The organism is Burkholderia plantarii (assembly GCF_001411805.1).
GTDB lineage: Bacteria > Pseudomonadota > Gammaproteobacteria > Burkholderiales > Burkholderiaceae > Burkholderia > Burkholderia plantarii.
The window spans coordinates 2,538,245-2,554,862 of the sequence record NZ_CP007213.1 but is presented as its reverse complement, the minus strand read 5'-3'; the positions used below and the strand labels follow the sequence as shown (position 1 = coordinate 2,554,862).

The 16,618-nt window shown below is 66.4% G+C and carries 12 protein-coding genes and 1 pseudogene; 6 read left to right on the top strand and 7 right to left on the bottom strand.

The features are described from left to right. The first annotated feature begins 278 nt into the window (after positions 1-278). From bpln_RS27585 to bpln_RS37495, 3 genes and pseudogenes are all read left to right on the top strand, one after another. Positions 279-1,862, top strand: coding sequence for a methyl-accepting chemotaxis protein (locus tag bpln_RS27585; RefSeq protein WP_055140589.1), 1,584 nt, complete (start codon positions 279-281; stop codon positions 1,860-1,862). 190 nt (positions 1,863-2,052) lie between these two features. Beyond that, complete coding sequence (locus bpln_RS27580; protein ID WP_055140588.1) at positions 2,053-3,594, top strand: methyl-accepting chemotaxis protein; 1,542 nt, start codon at positions 2,053-2,055, stop codon at positions 3,592-3,594. 137 nt (positions 3,595-3,731) lie between these two features. Further along, positions 3,732-3,920: pseudogene (locus tag bpln_RS37495) on the top strand (IS5/IS1182 family transposase); the annotation flags it as partial. Here bpln_RS37495 and bpln_RS36240 read toward each other — a convergent pair. Next, positions 3,857-4,075 carry a hypothetical protein gene (locus bpln_RS36240; RefSeq protein WP_148654201.1) on the bottom strand — a complete coding sequence of 73 codons (219 nt, stop codon included), beginning with the start codon at positions 4,073-4,075 and terminating at the stop codon, positions 3,857-3,859. The pseudogene bpln_RS37495 and the gene bpln_RS36240 overlap by 64 nt on opposite strands. A 56-nt stretch (positions 4,076-4,131) precedes the next feature. On the opposite strand from bpln_RS36240, the gene bpln_RS27575 reads away from it, so the two are divergent. Further along, complete coding sequence (locus tag bpln_RS27575) at positions 4,132-7,443, top strand: efflux RND transporter permease subunit (RefSeq protein WP_042628349.1); 3,312 nt, start codon at positions 4,132-4,134, stop codon at positions 7,441-7,443. A gap of 132 nt (positions 7,444-7,575) precedes the next feature. Here the strand turns inward: bpln_RS27575 and bpln_RS27570 are convergent, their stop codons facing one another. Both bpln_RS27570 and bpln_RS27565 read right to left on the bottom strand, forming a co-directional pair. Continuing rightward, positions 7,576-9,744, bottom strand: a complete 2,169-nt coding sequence (locus bpln_RS27570; RefSeq protein ID WP_042629520.1) for a malate synthase G — start codon at positions 9,742-9,744, stop codon at positions 7,576-7,578. A 178-nt stretch (positions 9,745-9,922) separates the two neighbouring features. Next, on the bottom strand, positions 9,923-10,336 hold the full coding sequence (locus bpln_RS27565) for a GlcG/HbpS family heme-binding protein (protein WP_042628348.1): 414 nt from the start codon (positions 10,334-10,336) through the stop codon (positions 9,923-9,925). A gap of 601 nt (positions 10,337-10,937) precedes the next feature. Between bpln_RS27565 and bpln_RS27560 the strand changes: the two genes are divergently transcribed. Further along, on the top strand, positions 10,938-12,059 hold the full coding sequence (locus bpln_RS27560; protein ID WP_148654200.1) for a hypothetical protein: 1,122 nt from the start codon (positions 10,938-10,940) through the stop codon (positions 12,057-12,059). 96 nt (positions 12,060-12,155) lie between these two features. On the opposite strand, the gene bpln_RS27555 is transcribed toward bpln_RS27560, so the two are convergent. From bpln_RS27555 to bpln_RS27540, 4 genes are all read right to left on the bottom strand, one after another. Continuing rightward, positions 12,156-13,121: a 3-hydroxyacyl-CoA dehydrogenase family protein gene (locus bpln_RS27555; protein ID WP_055140586.1), complete on the bottom strand. Its 966-nt coding sequence runs from the start codon at positions 13,119-13,121 to the stop codon at positions 12,156-12,158. 29 nt (positions 13,122-13,150) lie between these two features. Further along, positions 13,151-14,443 (bottom strand): MFS transporter, encoded by a 1,293-nt coding sequence (locus tag bpln_RS27550; protein WP_209444932.1) that lies wholly within the window; start codon positions 14,441-14,443, stop codon positions 13,151-13,153. Between the two features lie 120 nt (positions 14,444-14,563). Further along, positions 14,564-15,346 (bottom strand): FadR/GntR family transcriptional regulator, encoded by a 783-nt coding sequence (locus bpln_RS27545; protein WP_055140584.1) that lies wholly within the window; start codon positions 15,344-15,346, stop codon positions 14,564-14,566. 250 nt (positions 15,347-15,596) lie between these two features. Then, positions 15,597-15,833 (bottom strand): hypothetical protein, encoded by a 237-nt coding sequence (locus tag bpln_RS27540; RefSeq protein WP_055140583.1) that lies wholly within the window; start codon positions 15,831-15,833, stop codon positions 15,597-15,599. Between the two features lie 204 nt (positions 15,834-16,037). On the opposite strand from bpln_RS27540, the gene bpln_RS27535 reads away from it, so the two are divergent. Beyond that, positions 16,038-16,493: a type II toxin-antitoxin system HicB family antitoxin gene (locus bpln_RS27535; RefSeq protein ID WP_055140582.1), complete on the top strand. Its 456-nt coding sequence runs from the start codon at positions 16,038-16,040 to the stop codon at positions 16,491-16,493. The last annotated feature ends 125 nt before the right edge of the window (positions 16,494-16,618 follow it).

The following is a 16,618-nucleotide window of genomic DNA, read 5'->3' as shown; positions in this document are numbered from 1 at the left end:
CGGTTTTCAGTAACGCCCGGGTTCGGAATCCGGATTTGAAACGGATTGCCCGGGATCGAGATTTTTTTGGAAAATTATTTCAAAAATATCGATAGGTGAGTCGGTTGTGCGGAAGCGAGGAATATAAAAAATGACGAGAGGCATAGGGTAATACGCCGAAAACCCGATCGGCTTGCCTAAAAATTAATATTTTTCCTGCCTCGCTTCGTCCGTATTGCTTCAGGAATCGAAAATGTTGCCGTAACAATGCGCAGCAGCCACTACATTCGGGGAAGATCATGAAGAACCTCACCGTAGGTCAAAAGCTCGCTGGCGCATTTGGAATCATCATACTGATATCGCTGATCGGCAGCGGGATCTCCATCATCAATTTCCTGCGCTTGAATGATGCCAATGAATGGAATATCCATAGCTATCGTGTGCTTCGCGCGAACGACGAGATGTTGACCGGTATTGTCAACATGGGAAGTGCCGTGCGCGGATATGTGATTTCTGGAGACGAAGCCTTTCTCGATCGCTATGCGAGCGGCCAAGGGCAGTTCACCAGGTCGTACGAGGCCACACGCTCTCTCACGTCCGACAACACCGCTCAGCAGCAACGTCTAGGCGAGTTGGCGCAGCTGCGCAAGGAAGTGGGGGGCATCGACGAAAAGCTCATCGCGCTCAGGCGCGAGGTCGATGCAGGGGCTCAGGCGCAGAACGCTCCGGCCGACTACTTCAAGCAGGGCAAGGCTAAACAACTCATGGCCCGCATCCGCACGGTGTCTGCCGATATCGCCAGCGCCGAGCAGGCTCTGCTCGATCAGCGCGCCGGCCAGGTTGCCACGATGACCGCCTCCACCATGTTCACCTTGACGGCCGCCGGCCTGGTCACGATCACCCTTGCGATCGTGTTGGGCATCGTCATTACGCGCGGCATCTTCCGGTCGCTGGGCGGCGAGCCCGCCGCCGCCGCGAGCGTGGCCAGCCGCATCGCGCAGGGCGATCTCTCGGTGTCGGCACCGGTTCGCGACAAGGATCGAAGCAGCCTGATGGCGTCACTGGAGGCCATGCGGCAGCAGCTCAGGGGCATCGTCGCGGGCATCCAATCGTCCGCCGAATCGATCAAGTCGGCCGCGGGGGAAATCGCCCAAGGCAATCTGGACCTGTCCCAACGAACCGAGGAGCAAGCCGCGTCGCTGCAGGAAACCGCCGCGAGCATGGAGCAGTTGACGTCGACCGTCCGGCAGAACACCGACAGCGCGAAGCAGGCCAACATGCTCGCCACCAATGCGTGCGACGTGGCGGCGCGTGGTGGCACGGTCGTGGAGCAGGTCGTCGAATCGATGAAGTCGATCTCGGAAAGCTCCGGCAAGGTGTCGCAAATCATCACGGTGATCGAGGGCATCGCGTTCCAGACCAATATCCTCGCGCTCAACGCCGCGGTGGAAGCGGCGCGCGCGGGCGAACAGGGACGAGGGTTCGCCGTCGTGGCGGGCGAGGTGCGCACGCTCGCTCAGCGCAGCGCCAGCGCCGCCAAGGAAATCAAGGACCTCATCGAAAGCTCGGTCGATCGCGTGGCAACCGGCGGCGAGCAGGTCAATCGGGCGGGCGCCACCATGTCCGAGATCGTCAAGTCGGTCCGTCAGGTGACCGACATCATGGGCGAGATCGCCTCGGCGTCCGACGAGCAGGGCACGGGCATCGAGCAGGTCAACACGGCGGTCAGCCAGATGGACGCGGTGACCCAGCAAAACGCGGCGCTGGTGGAACAAGCCTCGGCCGCCGCACAGGCCATGGCCGAACAGGCCACCGCGCTGCGTGACGCGGTGGCCTTTTTCCGGATCGGGGCCGCCGATGGCAGAGGCGCCGCCTGGCAATGAGCCGGCGCCGCTCGACGCGGCCGGCGACGCCGGGTAGCCATTCGGCTTTCGGGAAGCGCGGCACGGCGACCGGCCGCTCTTACTCAGAGACGGGGTCGAGCCACGAACGGCGAACAAACCGCGCGGGCTTGTCTGATTAATGATCTTGCCGTGCGGGCCTAGCTTAAAACCTACAAGCGGATCTGCAGCCATGCGAAACAACCAGCCTGTGACACAACGTGAGTTCGAGTTTCCCGACAACGCGACGTTAATGTCGACCACGGACACCCGGAGCAATATCACCTATGCAAACGCAGCCTTCGTCGAAGTCAGTGGCTTCAGCCCTGAGGAAATCCACGGCCAGCCACACAACCTGGTACGGCACCCTGATATGCCTGAAGAGGCGTTCGCCGACATGTGGGCCACGCTCAAAGGCGGCGAACCTTGGACCGCGTTGGTGAAGAACCGGCGCAAGAATGGCGATCACTATTGGGTTCGCGCGAACGCGACACCCGTTGTCAGAAACGGTCAGGCGGTGGGCTATATGTCCGTGCGGACCAAAGCATCGCGCGAGGAAATTGCCGCCGCTGAGGCCCTTTACAAGGATCTCCGTGAAGGCAACGTTCGCCGCGTCTTTCACAGGGGGGTGATAGTTCGCAGCGGTCTGATGGGCTGGACATCGATCGTGCAGACCATGCCCGTGCGCTGGCGGATTCGTTCGGCGCTGCTGGTGCTGGCGCCGATACTTGTCATTGGTGCCGGGGCACTCGGTCTGGCGGGAAGCGCGCTTGGCGGCTTTGCCGGGGGGACTTCGATTGGCTTGTTGCTGGCCTCATGGTGGCTGGAAGCGCAGATTTCGCGACCGCTCGAACAGATGCGAGACCAGGCGTTGCGCGTGGCCTCGGGTGATAGCCAGAAGGCCGTGCACATGAATCGCGTCGATGAGATCGGCATGACGCTGCGTACGATCAGCCAGCTTGGCCTGATGTTTCGCTGGCTGATCGACGACGTCAGCGGTCAGGTGCGCAATATACAAACCGCGAGCAGCGAGATCGCACAGGGTAACCATGATCTTAGCGCGCGCACCGAGCAGGCCGCGACAAGCGTTCAGCAAACGGCTGCATCAATGACGCAGATGACCGCTACCGTGAAAAGCAACGCGGAAACGGCGACCCAAGCCAATCAGCTCTCGGGTTCTGCAAGCGATGCGGCGGCAAAGGGAGGCCAGGCAGTGTCAGAGGTGGTGACCACGATGAACGACATCACCGACAGCTCGAAGAGGATCGCCGACATCATCGGCGTGATCGACGGCATTGCGTTCCAGACCAACATACTGGCGCTCAATGCAGCGGTTGAGGCTGCGCGTGCCGGGGAGCAGGGACGTGGGTTTGCAGTCGTCGCTGCCGAGGTTCGCGCACTCGCACAGCGTAGCGCCAGCGCGGCCAAGGAGATCAAGGAGTTGATCGTCGCCAGTGTCGCGAAGGTCGAATCGGGCTCGAAGCTCGTCGATGACGCTGGCAAGACGATGGACGAAATTGTCGATCAGGTGAAACGCGTCTCGGACCTGATTGTCGAGATTAGCTCGGCTACCATCGAACAGAGTAGCGGGATCACGCAAGTCGGCCAGTCCGTCAGCGATCTCGACCACATCACACAACAAAACGCCGCGCTAGTAGAGCAAAGTGCGGCGGCGTCGGACAGCTTAAAACAGCAGGTAACCCGGTTGGTCAAGGCGGTGAGTGTTTTCCGCTGACCGCACGGTGGCAGCGTGCTCGAAGGGGATGCGTTCGCAAGCATACGATGCCCGACGGTGGCGCCGTGACCATCGCGGCCTCCATCGTCGAGGCTGACGCACCATTCACCGCGATGCTAGCGGCGGGCCGCTCCAGTATTGCCCGCCGTGGTGTCGAAAGCAGTGAGCGGCTCGGGCGGCATCGTTGGGTGTTCGAGCGCACGCACTCCTGGTTCTCTGGATCTGGAAAGCTGCGGATTCACTTCGAGCGTCGCCTCGAAATTCATATCGCCTTGCTCGTCCTGTCTGCCGCCATCATCTGCTCAAGATTCGTGGAAGACTTGTGTTGGCGGTTCTTGACAGCGTTGGCGCGGGCGGCGCGGCGAATCCCGGTATCATCGGGCCTTCGAAGATCCGGCCGGCAACCGATGCGCGACAGCAGGGCAGGCGGCAGGCGCCCGGGCAGCGCCTCCGGCGCCGCGCGCGCGCCGTCGTTCGCCATGCACGCGACGCCGCCGGACGCTTGCCCAACCCAGCAGCCGGAGACGCCGTCCCCGTATGAATCTGTCTCGCCTGTTCATCCATCGGCCGGTGGCGACCACGCTGCTCGCGCTCGGCATCGCGCTATCGGGGCTGTTCGCGTTCGCGAAGCTGCCGGTCTCGCCGCTGCCGCAGGTCGACTTCCCGACCATCTCGGTGTTCGCGGCGCTGCCCGGCGCCAGCCCCGAGACCATGGCCACCAGCGTGACGAGCCCGCTCGAACGGCACCTCGGCTCGATCGCGGGCGTCTCGCAGATGACCTCGACGAGTTCGCTCGGCAACGCGCTGATCAGCCTGCAGTTCGTGCTCGACCGCGACCTGAACGGCGCCGCGCGCGACGTGCAGGCCGCCATCAACGGCGCGCGCGCCGACCTGCCGGCCAGCCTCAAGAGCAACCCCACCTACCAGAAGGTCAATCTCGCCGATTCGCCGATCATGGTGCTGTCGGTCACGTCCGACACGGCCGCGCCGTCGCGCGTCTACGATGCGGCCTCCACCGTGCTGCAGCAGTCGCTCTCGCAGATCCAGGGCATCGGCGAGGTGGACGTGTTCGGCTCCGCGAATCCGGCGGTGCGCGTCGAGCTGGAGCCGCCCGCGCTGTTCCACTACGGCATCGGCCTCGAGGACGTGCGCGCCGCGCTGGCCTCGGCCAACGCCAACAGCCCGAAGGGCGCCATCGAGTTCGGCCCGCACCGCTTCCAGCTCTACACCAACGACCAGGCCTCGGCCGCCGCGCAGTACCGCGACCTGGTGGTGGCCTACCGCAACGGCGCGGCCGTGAGCCTGGCCGACGTCGGCAGCGTGATCGATTCGGTCGAGGACGTGCGCAACCTCGGCCGCGCCAACGGCAAGCGCGCCGTGCTGGTGATCCTCTACCGCGCGCCCGGCGCCAACATCATCGACGTGGTCGACCGCGTGCAGGCCGCGCTGCCGCGCCTGAAGGCCGCGATGCCGGCCGACGTGGACGTGGCGCCCGTGCTCGACCGCTCGCGCACGATCCGCGCCTCGCTGCACGACACCGAGCACACGCTGCTGATCGCCGTGGGCCTGGTGGTGATGGTGGTGTTCCTGTTCCTGCGCAACTGGCGCGCCACGCTGATCCCCAGCGTGGCCGTGCCGATCTCGATCATCGGCACGTTCGGCGCGATGTACCTGCTCGGCTTCTCGATCGACAACCTCTCGCTGATGGCGCTGATCGTGGCCACCGGCTTCGTGGTGGACGACGCGATCGTGGTGCTGGAAAACATCGCGCGCCACATCGAGAACGGCAAGCCGCGCATGCAGGCCGCGCTCGACGGCGCGCGCGAGGTCGGCTTCACGGTGCTGTCGATCAGCCTCTCGCTGATCGCCGTGTTCCTGCCGATCCTGCTGATGACGGGCCTCATCGGGCGGCTGTTCCGCGAGTTCGCGATGACGCTGTCGCTCGCGATCGGCGTGTCGCTGGTGGTATCGCTCACGCTCACGCCGATGATGTGTGCGCGCTTGCTGCCCGAGGCCGGCACGCATCGCGAGGAGGGCCGCTTCGCGCGCTGGCTCGAACGCGGCTTCGCGTGGCTGCAGCGCCGCTACGACCTGACGCTGGTGTGGGCGCTGCGCCATCCGCGCCTGATCCTGCTGTCGCTCGCGGCCACCATCGTGCTGAACGTGGTGCTCTACGCCAAGGTGCCGAAGGGCTTCTTCCCGCAGCAGGATACGAGCGTGCTGATCGGCGGCATCCAGGTCGACCAGTCCACCTCGTTCCAGGCGATGCAGGCCAAGTTCGCCGACATGATGCACATCATCCAGTCCGATCCGAACGTGGTCAGCATCGCCGGGTTCCGCAGCGGACGCACCACCAGCGCCGGCCTCATGTTCGTGACGCTGAAGGACAAGCGCGACCGCCGGCAGTCGGCCGACCAGGTGATCGCCACGTTGCGTCCGCAACTGGATCACGTGGCGGGCGCGCAGATCTTCCTGCAGGCCGCGCAGGATCTCGGCGGCGGGGGCGGCGCGCGGCAGAGCAACGCGCAATACCAGTTCTCGCTGTTCGGCGATTCGACCGCCGAACTCTACAAGTGGGGGCCGAAGCTGGTGGAAGCGTTGAAGCGCAAGCACCAGCTCGCCGACGTGAATTCCGACCAGCAGCAGGGTGGCCTGGAGGCGATGGTGACGATCGATCGCGCCAGCGCCGCGCGCCTGGGCATCCAGCCCGCCGAGATCGACAACACGCTCTACGACGCGTTCGGCCAGCGCCAGGTCTCGACCATCTACAACCCGCTGAACCAGTATCACGTGGTGATGGAGGTCGCGCCGAAATACTGGCAGGACCCCGAGATGCTGAAGCAGGTGTACATCAGCACCAGCGGCGGGCTCGCGAGCGGCTCGCAGAGCACCAACGCGGCGGCCGGCACGTTCGTGGCCGGCAGCGGCCGGCTCGGCACCTCGGGCGCCGGCACGCAGAGCGCGGCGGCGATCGCGAGCGACTCGGCGCGCAACGCCGCGCTCAACGCGATCGCCACCAACGGCCGGGCCGGCGCCTCGTCGGGCACCGCGGTCTCGACCTCGAAATCGACCATGGTGCCGCTCTCGGCGATCGCCACGTTCGGGCCCGGCACCACGCCGATCGCGATCAGCCATCAGGGGCCGTTCGTGGCCGTCACGATCTCGTTCAACCTGCCGCCCGGCGTGGCGCTGTCCGACGCGCGGCAGGTGATCTACGAGACGATGGCCGAGATCGGCATGCCGGCCTCGATCAGCGGCGCGTTCGCCGGCACCGCCGAGGAGTTCGAGAAGGCGCTGCGCGACCAGCTGCTGCTGATCGTCGCCGCGCTGGTCGCGCTCTACATCGTGCTCGGCGTGCTCTACGAGAGCTACGTCCATCCCGTCACGATCCTCTCGACGCTGCCGTCGGCCGGGGTGGGCGCGCTGCTCGCGCTGCTGCTGTTCAACACCGAGTTCGACATCATCGGGCTGATCGGCATCTTCCTGCTGATCGGCATCGTCAAGAAGAACGCGATCATGATGGTGGACTACGCGATCGTGGCGGCGCGGCGCGGGCTGTCGTCGTTCGACGCGATCCACGAGGCGTGCCGGCTACGCTTCCGGCCGATCCTGATGACCACGCTGGCCGCGCTGTTCGGCGTGCTGCCGCTGGTGTTCGGCAACGGCGACGGCGCCGAGCTGCGCGCGCCGCTCGGCATCACGCTGGTGGGCGGCCTGATCGCCTCGCAGATCCTGACGCTCTACACCACGCCGGTGGTGTATCTGTACATGGACCGCGTGCGGCTCGCGGCCGAGCGACGGCGCGCGCGCCGCGCCGGGCGCGCGGCGCTGCCGCCGGCGGGGTCGTGACGATGCGGGGACGGTGGGACAGCGGAGGTGCGGGCGGCTGAAAGGCAGGCTGGCGCCGCCCGATTTCGGGTGAAGTCGGGAACACCGACCCGCGGGACGCTCGAGAGCGTGCTCCGCGGGCCGGAGCCGCCGTCAGCCCTTCTTCTGCAGGCGGAAGCGATGCAGCAGCGGCTCGGTGTAGCCGCTCGGTTGCGCGCGGCCTTCGTAGATCAACGCGCTGGCGGCCTGGAACGCGAGCGACTTGTCGAAGTCGGGCGCCATCGGCTGGTAGTGCGGATCGCCGGCGTTCTGCTGGTCCACCACCTTCGCCATCCGCTTGAGTGTTTCGTCGACGAGTTCGCGCGTGACCACGCCGTGATGCAGCCAGTTCGCGATGTGCTGGCTCGAGATGCGCAGCGTGGCGCGATCCTCCATCAGCCCGACGTCATGGATGTCGGGCACCTTCGAGCAGCCCACGCCCTGATCGACCCAGCGCACCACGTAGCCGAGAATGCCCTGCGCGTTGTTCTCCACCTCGGCGCGGATCTCGTCCTCGCTCCAGTTCGCCTTCTCGACCACCGGCACCGACAGCAGCCCGTCGAGCAGCTCGTCGCGCGCGGCGGCCGGGTCGGTCGCCTCGAGCGCCTGCTGCACGGCCTGCACGTCGATCTGGTGATAGTGCAGCGCATGCAGCGTCGCGGCGGTGGGCGAGGGCACCCAGGCCGTGTTCGCGCCGGCCTTCGGATGCGCGATCTTCTGTTCGAGCATCGCATGCATCAGGTCCGGCATCGCCCACATGCCCTTGCCGATCTGCGCGCGGCCGCGCAACCCGGCGGCCAGGCCCACCAGCACGTTGCTGCGCTCGTAGGCGGCGATCCAGCGGCTCGACTTCATGTCGCCCTTGCGCATCATCGGGCCGGCTTCCATCGCGGTATGCATCTCGTCGCCGGTACGGTCGAGGAAGCCGGTGTTGATGAACGCCACGCGCGGCGCGGCCTCGGCGATGCAGGCGGCGAGGTTGACGCTGGTGCGGCGCTCCTCGTCCATGATGCCCATCTTGATGGTGTTGCGCGGCAGCGCGAGCAGGTCCTCGACGCGTCCGAACAGTTCGCTCGCGAACGCCACCTCGGCCGGGCCGTGCATCTTCGGCTTGACGATGTAGATCGAGCCGGTGCGCGAGTTGAGCTGGTTCTGGCGGTCGCGCAGCGCGCAGAGCGTGGTCATCACGCCGTCGAGGATGCCCTCGGGAATCTCGTGGCCGTCGCGATCGACCACCGCCGGGTTCGTCATCAGGTGGCCGACGTTGCGGATGAACAGCAGCGAGCGGCCATGCAGCCTGACCGGCGCGCCGTCGGCGCCGACGTATTCGCGATCGGCGTTGAGCCGGCGCGTGAAGGTCTTGCCGCCCTTGGTGACCGTCTCCGAGAGGTCGCCGTTCATCAGGCCGAGCCAGTTGCGGTAGAGATCGACCTTGTCGGCGGCGTCCACTGCCGCGACCGAATCCTCGCAGTCGATGATGGTGGAGACGGCCGCCTCGAGCACCAGGTCCTTCACGTGCGCGGCGTCGGTCCTGCCGATCGTGTCGTTCGCGTCGATCTGGATTTCCAGGTGCAGGCCGTGATGCTTGAGCAGCACCGCCGACGGCGCGGCCGCGTCGCCCTGGTGGCCGATGAACTGCGCCGGGTCCTTCAGCTGCGTGCTGCCGTTCGCGAGCGTGACCACCAGCTTGCCGCCCTCGACCGCGTAGCGCGTGGCGTCGGCGTGCGAGCCCTGCGCGAGCGGCGCGGCCTCGTCGAGCACGCGCCGCGCGAACGCCACCACCAGCGCGCCGCGCTTCGGGTTGTACGCCTTGCCGCGCTCGGCGCCGTCGGTGTCGGGGATCGCGTCGGTGCCGTACAGCGCGTCGTAGAGGCTGCCCCAGCGCGCGTTGGCCGCGTTCAGCGCGTAGCGCGGGTTCGACAGCGGCACCACCAGTTGCGGGCCGGCCTGCTCGGCGATCTCGCGGTCCACGTTCGCGGTGCTGGCCTTCACGTTCGACGGCGGCGGCACGATGTAGCCGATGCTTTCGAGGAACTGGCGATAGGCGCGCAGGTCGCCGACCGGGCCGGGGTGATCGCCGTGCCAGCGATTCAGTTCGTGTTGCAGACGCTCGCGCTCGGCGACGAGCTGGCGGTTCTTCGGCGCGAGGTCATGGACGATCGCGGAGAAACCGGCCCAGAACGCGTCGCCGTCGATACCGGTGCCGGGCAGAGCCTCGGTATCGACGAAGCGCGCAAGGCTCTCGGCTACGTTGAGTCCTTGACGCTGGATCATGGAATTCATCGACTGCTCCATCTTCTGATGCGGACCGGCCTGGGGAAGCCGGTCCTCGAGTTGCGAAAGTTGGCGGGTGATGCGGGTGCTTCGGACCGGGCGAATCAGCTTGCCTGGCTACTGCGGACCGCGGCGATGCGGCGGCCGGCGCGGGGGAGCGCGCGGGCGGCCGGCGCCGCGGGCAGCGTCAGCGCGCGGTCTGGTCGAGCGCGGCGATGCCGGCGCGGGCGATCAGCGTGTCCTCGGCCGGCTTCATGCCCGACACGCCGACGGCGCCCACCACATGGCCGTCGACGATCACCGGCACGCCGCCTTCGAGCGGCGTGACGATCGGCGCGCCGAGGAACGCGGTGCGCCCGCCGTTGATCATGTCCTCGTAGGCCTTCGACTCGCGGCGGCCGAGCGCTGCGGTGCGGGCCTTGCCGATCGAGATTTCCGAGCTGATCGGGCCGGCGCCGTCGAGCCGCAGCATGCCGAGCAGGTGGCCGCCGTCGTCGACCACCGCGACCGAGACGGTCCAGGCCTGCTTCTCGGCTTCGGCGCGCGCGGCGTCGAGGATGCGTGTCGTTTCGGCGATCGTCAGTACGGGTTTCGTCTGCATGGTGAAGTGTCCTCGCTGGGTGGGTTCGATGCAATCCGGTGAACCGGGGCCTGCCTGCATGCATGACCGGCCGGCGCGATCGGGAGCGACCGAAGAGAAAGGGAAACGGCGTGCCGGGATGGCCGGCGGATTGCGCGGGTCGAACGTGTGGCTCGGGAAGCCGGCGGTATGGGTTCCGCCGACGGTTCGGCTGCCGGGTTGATTTTACGCTGATGGGGTCGGGCGCAGACGGCTGGATACCGAGGGTAAAAGTACAAGGAGTTTTTACTTCGGTATGTCTGGTCGGGGCGGTGGTGGGGGGGGGGCGTGGCGCCCGGGCACGGGCCGTTTTCGGTGCCGCACGGCTGGAAACGCGGCCGATGCGGTAGCTGTTTTCCCAGTATGCGCTCAGATATTAACTTCAATGTCACATCATATTCGTTATACAAATAAAATATTTTAGTATGGCAAACGCAAAGCAAATTTTCCCGTGATATGGTTTCTTCGACTTACAAAACAATGGGTGGCGTCATGGGGGCGTCGGCAAAACGCAGCATGCAGATGCTGCGTGCGTCGAGTGAGGCGATGGCGTGTGACGCCGGAATAGCGTGGAGACCAGAAAATGAAAAAAGCATGGCTCGTGCCGTTCGTCGTCGTATTGACTTCCGGTTGCGCATCGGATACCTGGATTTATCCGGTATTCAATGCCAGCGACCAGCGTGCGCTCGTCAAGGACGGCGCCCAATCCGCGGCCGTTCCGCTGACCGTGGATGATTCACGCAATCTCGTGATCGGTCTGACCCAGAAGCTCGATTCGGCGAGCCGGCACCGCGACGACGGCAAACTGGTGCTTCGCGAATTGTTGTTCTACGGGACCCTGCTTGCCGCCGGCGGCGTGGCGGCCGGCAGCATCGCGGTGCGCAATATCGGCGGCGTCATCGCGGGCGGCAGCGTCACGCTGGACAGCCATTACCAGCCGAGCGTCCAGTCCAAGGCTTTCGCGAATGCGGCCATGATGATGCGCTGCGCCCAGGATCGGCTCGATCCGATCGATCCGGCGCTGGTCGACGTGCTGGGGCCGGCGTTGACGAATCATTTCACGCCGGAAGCGAGATCCGCCTACGCGGGCATTCCCCAGCAGGTGCGAGACTATGTGCAGAAAGTGAGTGTGAATCTTCAGATCGAGCTGGCTGCGATTCAGCTTGCCAAGCCATCCAGGCAGGAAATCCTGTCCGCCTTGAATGCTGCATCGGCAGCCGATGCCACTGCCGCGAGTTCGACTCAGAAGCTTGCTGCCACGGTTACGCAATCGGTCACGAGCAAGGGGCGGCGAGAGTTGCTGGCGGCCGAGAAGGCAAGAGAGGCGGCATTATCATCGCGGCAAGCCGCCGAGACTATCGAGAAATTGCGCGCGGGGGCGGATGTTGAGAAGCTGAGAGATTTCAACGAGATAGTTGGGACATTAAATAGCGAAATTTCCACAGCGGCTTCGGCTGCTACTGCGGCTTCCGATGTATTGGCCGAAGTGGTCGCAATACCGACAAAGGATGAATGCCTGTTTGATGGGAAAAAACTCGATCTGGTGAAGGCATCGGATCTCAATCCACCGGCCATGCGCCGATTTCGAGCCTGCCAGATCCAGGAGAAAACACCCGCCGAGCAGGGAGAAATGGCCGTGGCGTTCGTGGAGGCGACGACGAAGTTGTCGTCGGAGCTGGAATTCTGCGCGAAATCCATTCATTAGCAGCGGACGTCGGCGGCACCGGCCCGGCGGGCCGGAACGCGCGAGCGGCGCCGTAGGGGGACGAGGCGCCTGGCCTGCGTCGCCCCCGCGCGGCGTTCACCCCCCGAACGGCGCCTCCCCCAACGCCTCGCGCAGCTGCATCAGGCGTTGATAGGCCCGATTGCGATAAGCGGCCAGCGGCTTCGCCGCCTCCGGCGCGATGCCGAGAAAGCCGCCGCCGCTCTTGAGCCCGAGATCGCCGCTGTCGACGCGGGCCTTCAGTCCCGCCGGCACGGCAAAGCGCGGTCCGTACTGTTTTTCGAGCGACGCATACGACGCCGCATACACGTCGAGCCCCGCCATGTCGGCGATCGCGAACGGCCCGAACAGCGCGAGCCGGAAGCCGAACGAATTGCTGACGACCTTGTCGACGTCCTCGGGCGTGGCGAGCCCTTCCTCGACCACCGCCACGGCCTCCTTGAACAGCGCGAACTGCAGCCGGTTCGCGACGAACCCGGCCACGTCGGCGACGCGCGCGGTGACCTTGCCGGCCTCCCGCACGAGCGCCTCGGCCGCGGCCAGCATCGCCTCCGGCGTCGCTTCGCCGGGAATGATCTCGACGGCCGGCACGAACGGCGCCGGATTCATCCAGTGAACGCCGAACAGCCGCTCGGGCCGGGCGAGCGCCTTTGCCATCTCGCGGATCGGGATCGCCGAGGTGTTGCTCGCGATGATGCAGTCCGGGCCCACGGCGGCCTCGATGCGCTTCAACACCGACAGCTTCAGCTCGAGGTTCTCCGGCACCACCTCGGCCACGTAGTCGACCTGCCGGCCGATCGCCTCGATCGAATCGGCGGCGACCAGGTTGGCCTCCAGCGTCGCCGTGCTGCCGGCGGGAAACAGCGCCGCCTGTTCGAACGCGGCGCTTTCCTCCAGCAGCCGCGCGCGAGCCTGTTGCGCGCGCAACGGATCGGCATCGGTCAGGTAGACCGTGCGGCCGGTCAGCGCCAGGCATTGCGCGATGCCGCCGCCCATGTAGCCCGTCCCGACGACGGCAATGGTCCTGATGGGGCTTGTATTCATCGGTCAGTTCCGGTTATGAGGTGGGGAAATCACATGTCGAGGTGCGAGCGGTCCGGCATCAGGCGCAGCGCGATGGCCGCGACGATCGCGCCGAACAGCAGGTAGGTGGCCACCGCGTAGCCGCTGCCGGTCCAGGCCAGCAGCGCGGTGGCGACGAGCGGCGCCGGCCCGCCCGCCACCACCGAGGCGAGCTGGTAGCCGATGCCGGCGCCCGCGTAGCGGATGTTGGCGGGGAACTGCTCGGAAATCAGTGAAGCCTGCGCGCCGTACTGCAGTGAATGCGGCAGCATCGAGATCACGATCGCGACGAACACGAGCGCGTGGTTGCCGGTGTTGAGCAGCGCGAAATACGGGTAGGCGATCAGCGCGAGCGCCACGCAGCCGAGGAAATACATGCGGCGGCGGCCGACGCGGTCCGACAGGATCGAGAAATACGGCAGCAGGAACATGTCGATCACGGCCGCGACGACGGTCGACCACAGCACGAACTGGCGGTCCATACCGACCTGGCGCGTCGCGTAGTCGAGCGTGAACGCGGTGAACACGTAGAACGGCATCTGCTCCGACATGCGCAGGAACGCCGACAGCACGATCTCCTTCGGATACTTGCGGACCGCCTCGCGCACCGGGTTCGCGACCACGTTGCCGCTGCGCTGCTGCTTCGCGAACGACGGCGTTTCCGCCACCTTCATCCGCACCACGAGCCCGATCACGATCAGCACGAAGCTGGCCAGGAACGGGATGCGCCAGCCCCAGGCCAGGAACGCGTCGCCGGCCACGGCGCTGCCGGCGATCATCGCCACGGTGGACAGGATCAGGCCGACCGAGGTGCCCATCTGCGGCCACGCGCCGGACATGCCGCGCTTCTTCTGGTCGCCCCATTCGAGCGACAGCAGCGCCGAGCCGCCCCATTCGCCGCCCACGCCGATGCCCTGCAGCACGCGCAGGATCACCAGGGCGACCGGCCCGAACGCGCCGGCCTGCGCCGACGACGGCAGGCAGCCGACCAGAAACGTGGACAGCCCGGTGATCAGGAGCGTGATCACCAGCGTGCGCTTGCGGCCGATGCGGTCGCCGAAATGGCCGAAGATCGCACCGCCGATCGGCCGCACGATGAATGCCACCGCGTAGGACGCGAACGAGTAGAGCAGGCCGATCTGCGGGCTGACGTTCGGGAAGAACACGTGCGGAAACACCAGTGCCGCCGCGGCGCCGTAGATGTAGTACTCGTACCACTCGATCGAGGTGCCGATCAGGCTCGCCAGCGCGGCGTTGCGGCGATGCCGGGACAGGCTGTCCGGTGAGGATTCCTCAATATTCATGACGCTTGTCTCGCTCATGTGTCTCTCCAGGATGGAAGGGGCCGGCCCTCTCGCGGAGCCGTGCCGGGAAAACGTGGCGGCGGCGGCCGGGCTATCGCGCCCGGTGCGCCGCCGCCCGCGTCAGACCACGCTGGCCGGCAGCGCGGCCAGCGCGGTGATGCGTTCCTGCAGCGCCGCGCCGTCGTCGGGCTGCATGGTCTGCACGAGCCGCTGCGTCGCGCGGATCATGTGTTCGTGCATCGCGAGCCGGGCCGCGCGGCTGTCGCGCGCGACGATCGCCTCGAAGATCGGTACGTGATCGATATAGGCGACCTGCGCAGTGGTGGCGCGCGACAGGTTGCGGCCGATCCAGCTCAGCGTCAGCGAGCGGATGCCGCGCAGCACGTCGCGCAACACGGCGTTGTGGGCCGCTTCGGCGATCGCGAAGTGGAACGCGAGATCGGCCTCGCTGAACGCATCGGCGCTGGCCGCGTCGCGCATCGCGTCGAGCGCGGCGCGGATCGGCGCGAGATCGGCCTCGGTGCGGCGCTGCGCGGCCAGATCCACCAGCAGCATCTCGATGTGCCAGCGCGCCTCGACGAATTCGGTGATGTCCTTGGTGCCGAACAGCAGCGCCCATTCGACGGTCTTGAACAGCGCGCTCGGATCGTTGCCCTTGAAGTAGCAGCCGCTGCTCTGGCGCACGTCGAGCACGCCGCGCGACTCGAGCAGCTTCACCGCCTCGCGCACCGACGAGCGCGCGATGCCAAGCTGCGCGGACAGCCGCGTGACCGACGGAATCCGGTCGCCGGGCTCGACCGCGCCCGACAGCAGGAAATCGAGCAGGCGCTGGGCGATGCGCTCGACGGTCGATTCGGTGCGGACGGCGTCGAGTTTCGGCAGTTCGATGGTGGCGTTCTTCATCGGGCGTTCGTGCGGAGTTCGGGATTGGTTCAACCGGTCAACCGTTCGAACGGTTGACCGGTTTGCACAGAGTGTCATCGTGCCGCGTGCGGCACAAGTAAGGGATTACCAGCAGGGACGGGAGGGGCGGGCAGCTGCCCGGTGGGCATCCGGCGCGGTCAGGACACGACGGCCCGTGCCCGGTTGCGTCCCGGGCGGCGAGCGGGTGGCCCGCCACGGAGTGGAGACGGCGAGGAAAACGGCGGAGGAATCAGTCGGCCGGACCCAGCAGGACATCGATGGCGGCCTGTCCGGCGATCTCGGCCACCAGGTAGGCCCATCGCTCGGTGAAGGGGCCGTGGCGCAGCGGGATGCGGCCTCCGCGTGCGCCCACCACTTCGAGATTCGTGCCGCCTTTCACCTGGAAGGTCACATGGAAGGTGTCCGGGGTGGCTGGGGCCAATTCGATGTGGATCTCGAAGCCGCGGTACGTGATGACCCGATTCATGACAGTCTCCAGCAGGGTTCTGCAGGCTAACACGAACGGTCTGGCGCGGCTCGCCGGGCCTCGTCCCACGCCTCGAACGCCGCGACGCTGCCCGATCCAGGCGCCCTCGCGCGAGGGCGGCCTGGATGATGGTGCTCTATCGTACCGACTCGGAGCCCGATCACGTTGCACGATGCGTTCCATGGAACCCGCATCAGGACGAAAGTGGAATATCCGATCTACATCACGCGGCGCGGGATATCGCGCTACCGCGGCGCACTCCCTGATTTTCCGGCGGTGGAGGCGGAAGGCGGCTCCTACGCTGAACTGGACGCGAGCGCCTTACAGCAGATCGTCGCCCGCCACGACGGACAAGCGCGCCTCGTCCCGCCGCCCACCGTGGACATGTCGATCCTGCAGGCCTCGGGGCTCGACACCGGCCAGGGGATCTGGCGATTCATCGAAATCGACCTTGGCCGGATGTCGTCGACCATCCTGCTCGTGGCGTTGTCCCTGCCCAGGCAACTCGTGCGCGACATCGATCGCATGGCGAGCGAGCTGGGCATCACGCGTGACCTGACCGTGTCGCTGCTGTGCGAGCACGGGGCCGGCCATCCCGCGCGCGGCGCCGGGCCGGACCGGCTGGCGCCGGCCGCATTGCCCGAATTCCCCATCATGTGACGTACCGGACGCCGGGTGGCGCGCGCGATGCGGGCCGTCCGATCGTCACCGCCCCCAATCCGTTCGCGATGTCCGTCGCTTGCGCCGTGGCCGTAGCCGAGGCCGGGCGCGAGGGTCGGTCGCGA

Excerpts from the sequence above, each read along its gene's own strand:
- bpln_RS27585 (WP_055140589.1), top strand. The coding sequence starts at position 279 with ATGAAGAACCTCACCGTAGGTCAAAAGCTCGCTGGCGCATTTGGAATC.
- bpln_RS27580 (WP_055140588.1), top strand. The coding sequence starts at position 2,053 with ATGCGAAACAACCAGCCTGTGACACAACGTGAGTTCGAGTTTCCCGAC.
- bpln_RS36240 (WP_148654201.1), bottom strand. The coding sequence starts at position 4,075 with ATGGCGAACGACGGCGCGCGCGCGGCGCCGGAGGCGCTGCCCGGGCGC.
- bpln_RS27575 (WP_042628349.1), top strand. The coding sequence starts at position 4,132 with ATGAATCTGTCTCGCCTGTTCATCCATCGGCCGGTGGCGACCACGCTG.
- bpln_RS27570 (WP_042629520.1), bottom strand. The coding sequence starts at position 9,744 with ATGAATTCCATGATCCAGCGTCAAGGACTCAACGTAGCCGAGAGCCTT.
- bpln_RS27565 (WP_042628348.1), bottom strand. The coding sequence starts at position 10,336 with ATGCAGACGAAACCCGTACTGACGATCGCCGAAACGACACGCATCCTC.
- bpln_RS27560 (WP_148654200.1), top strand. The coding sequence starts at position 10,938 with ATGAAAAAAGCATGGCTCGTGCCGTTCGTCGTCGTATTGACTTCCGGT.
- bpln_RS27555 (WP_055140586.1), bottom strand. The coding sequence starts at position 13,121 with ATGAATACAAGCCCCATCAGGACCATTGCCGTCGTCGGGACGGGCTAC.
- bpln_RS27550 (WP_209444932.1), bottom strand. The coding sequence starts at position 14,443 with ATGAATATTGAGGAATCCTCACCGGACAGCCTGTCCCGGCATCGCCGC.
- bpln_RS27545 (WP_055140584.1), bottom strand. The coding sequence starts at position 15,346 with ATGAAGAACGCCACCATCGAACTGCCGAAACTCGACGCCGTCCGCACC.
- bpln_RS27540 (WP_055140583.1), bottom strand. The coding sequence starts at position 15,833 with ATGAATCGGGTCATCACGTACCGCGGCTTCGAGATCCACATCGAATTG.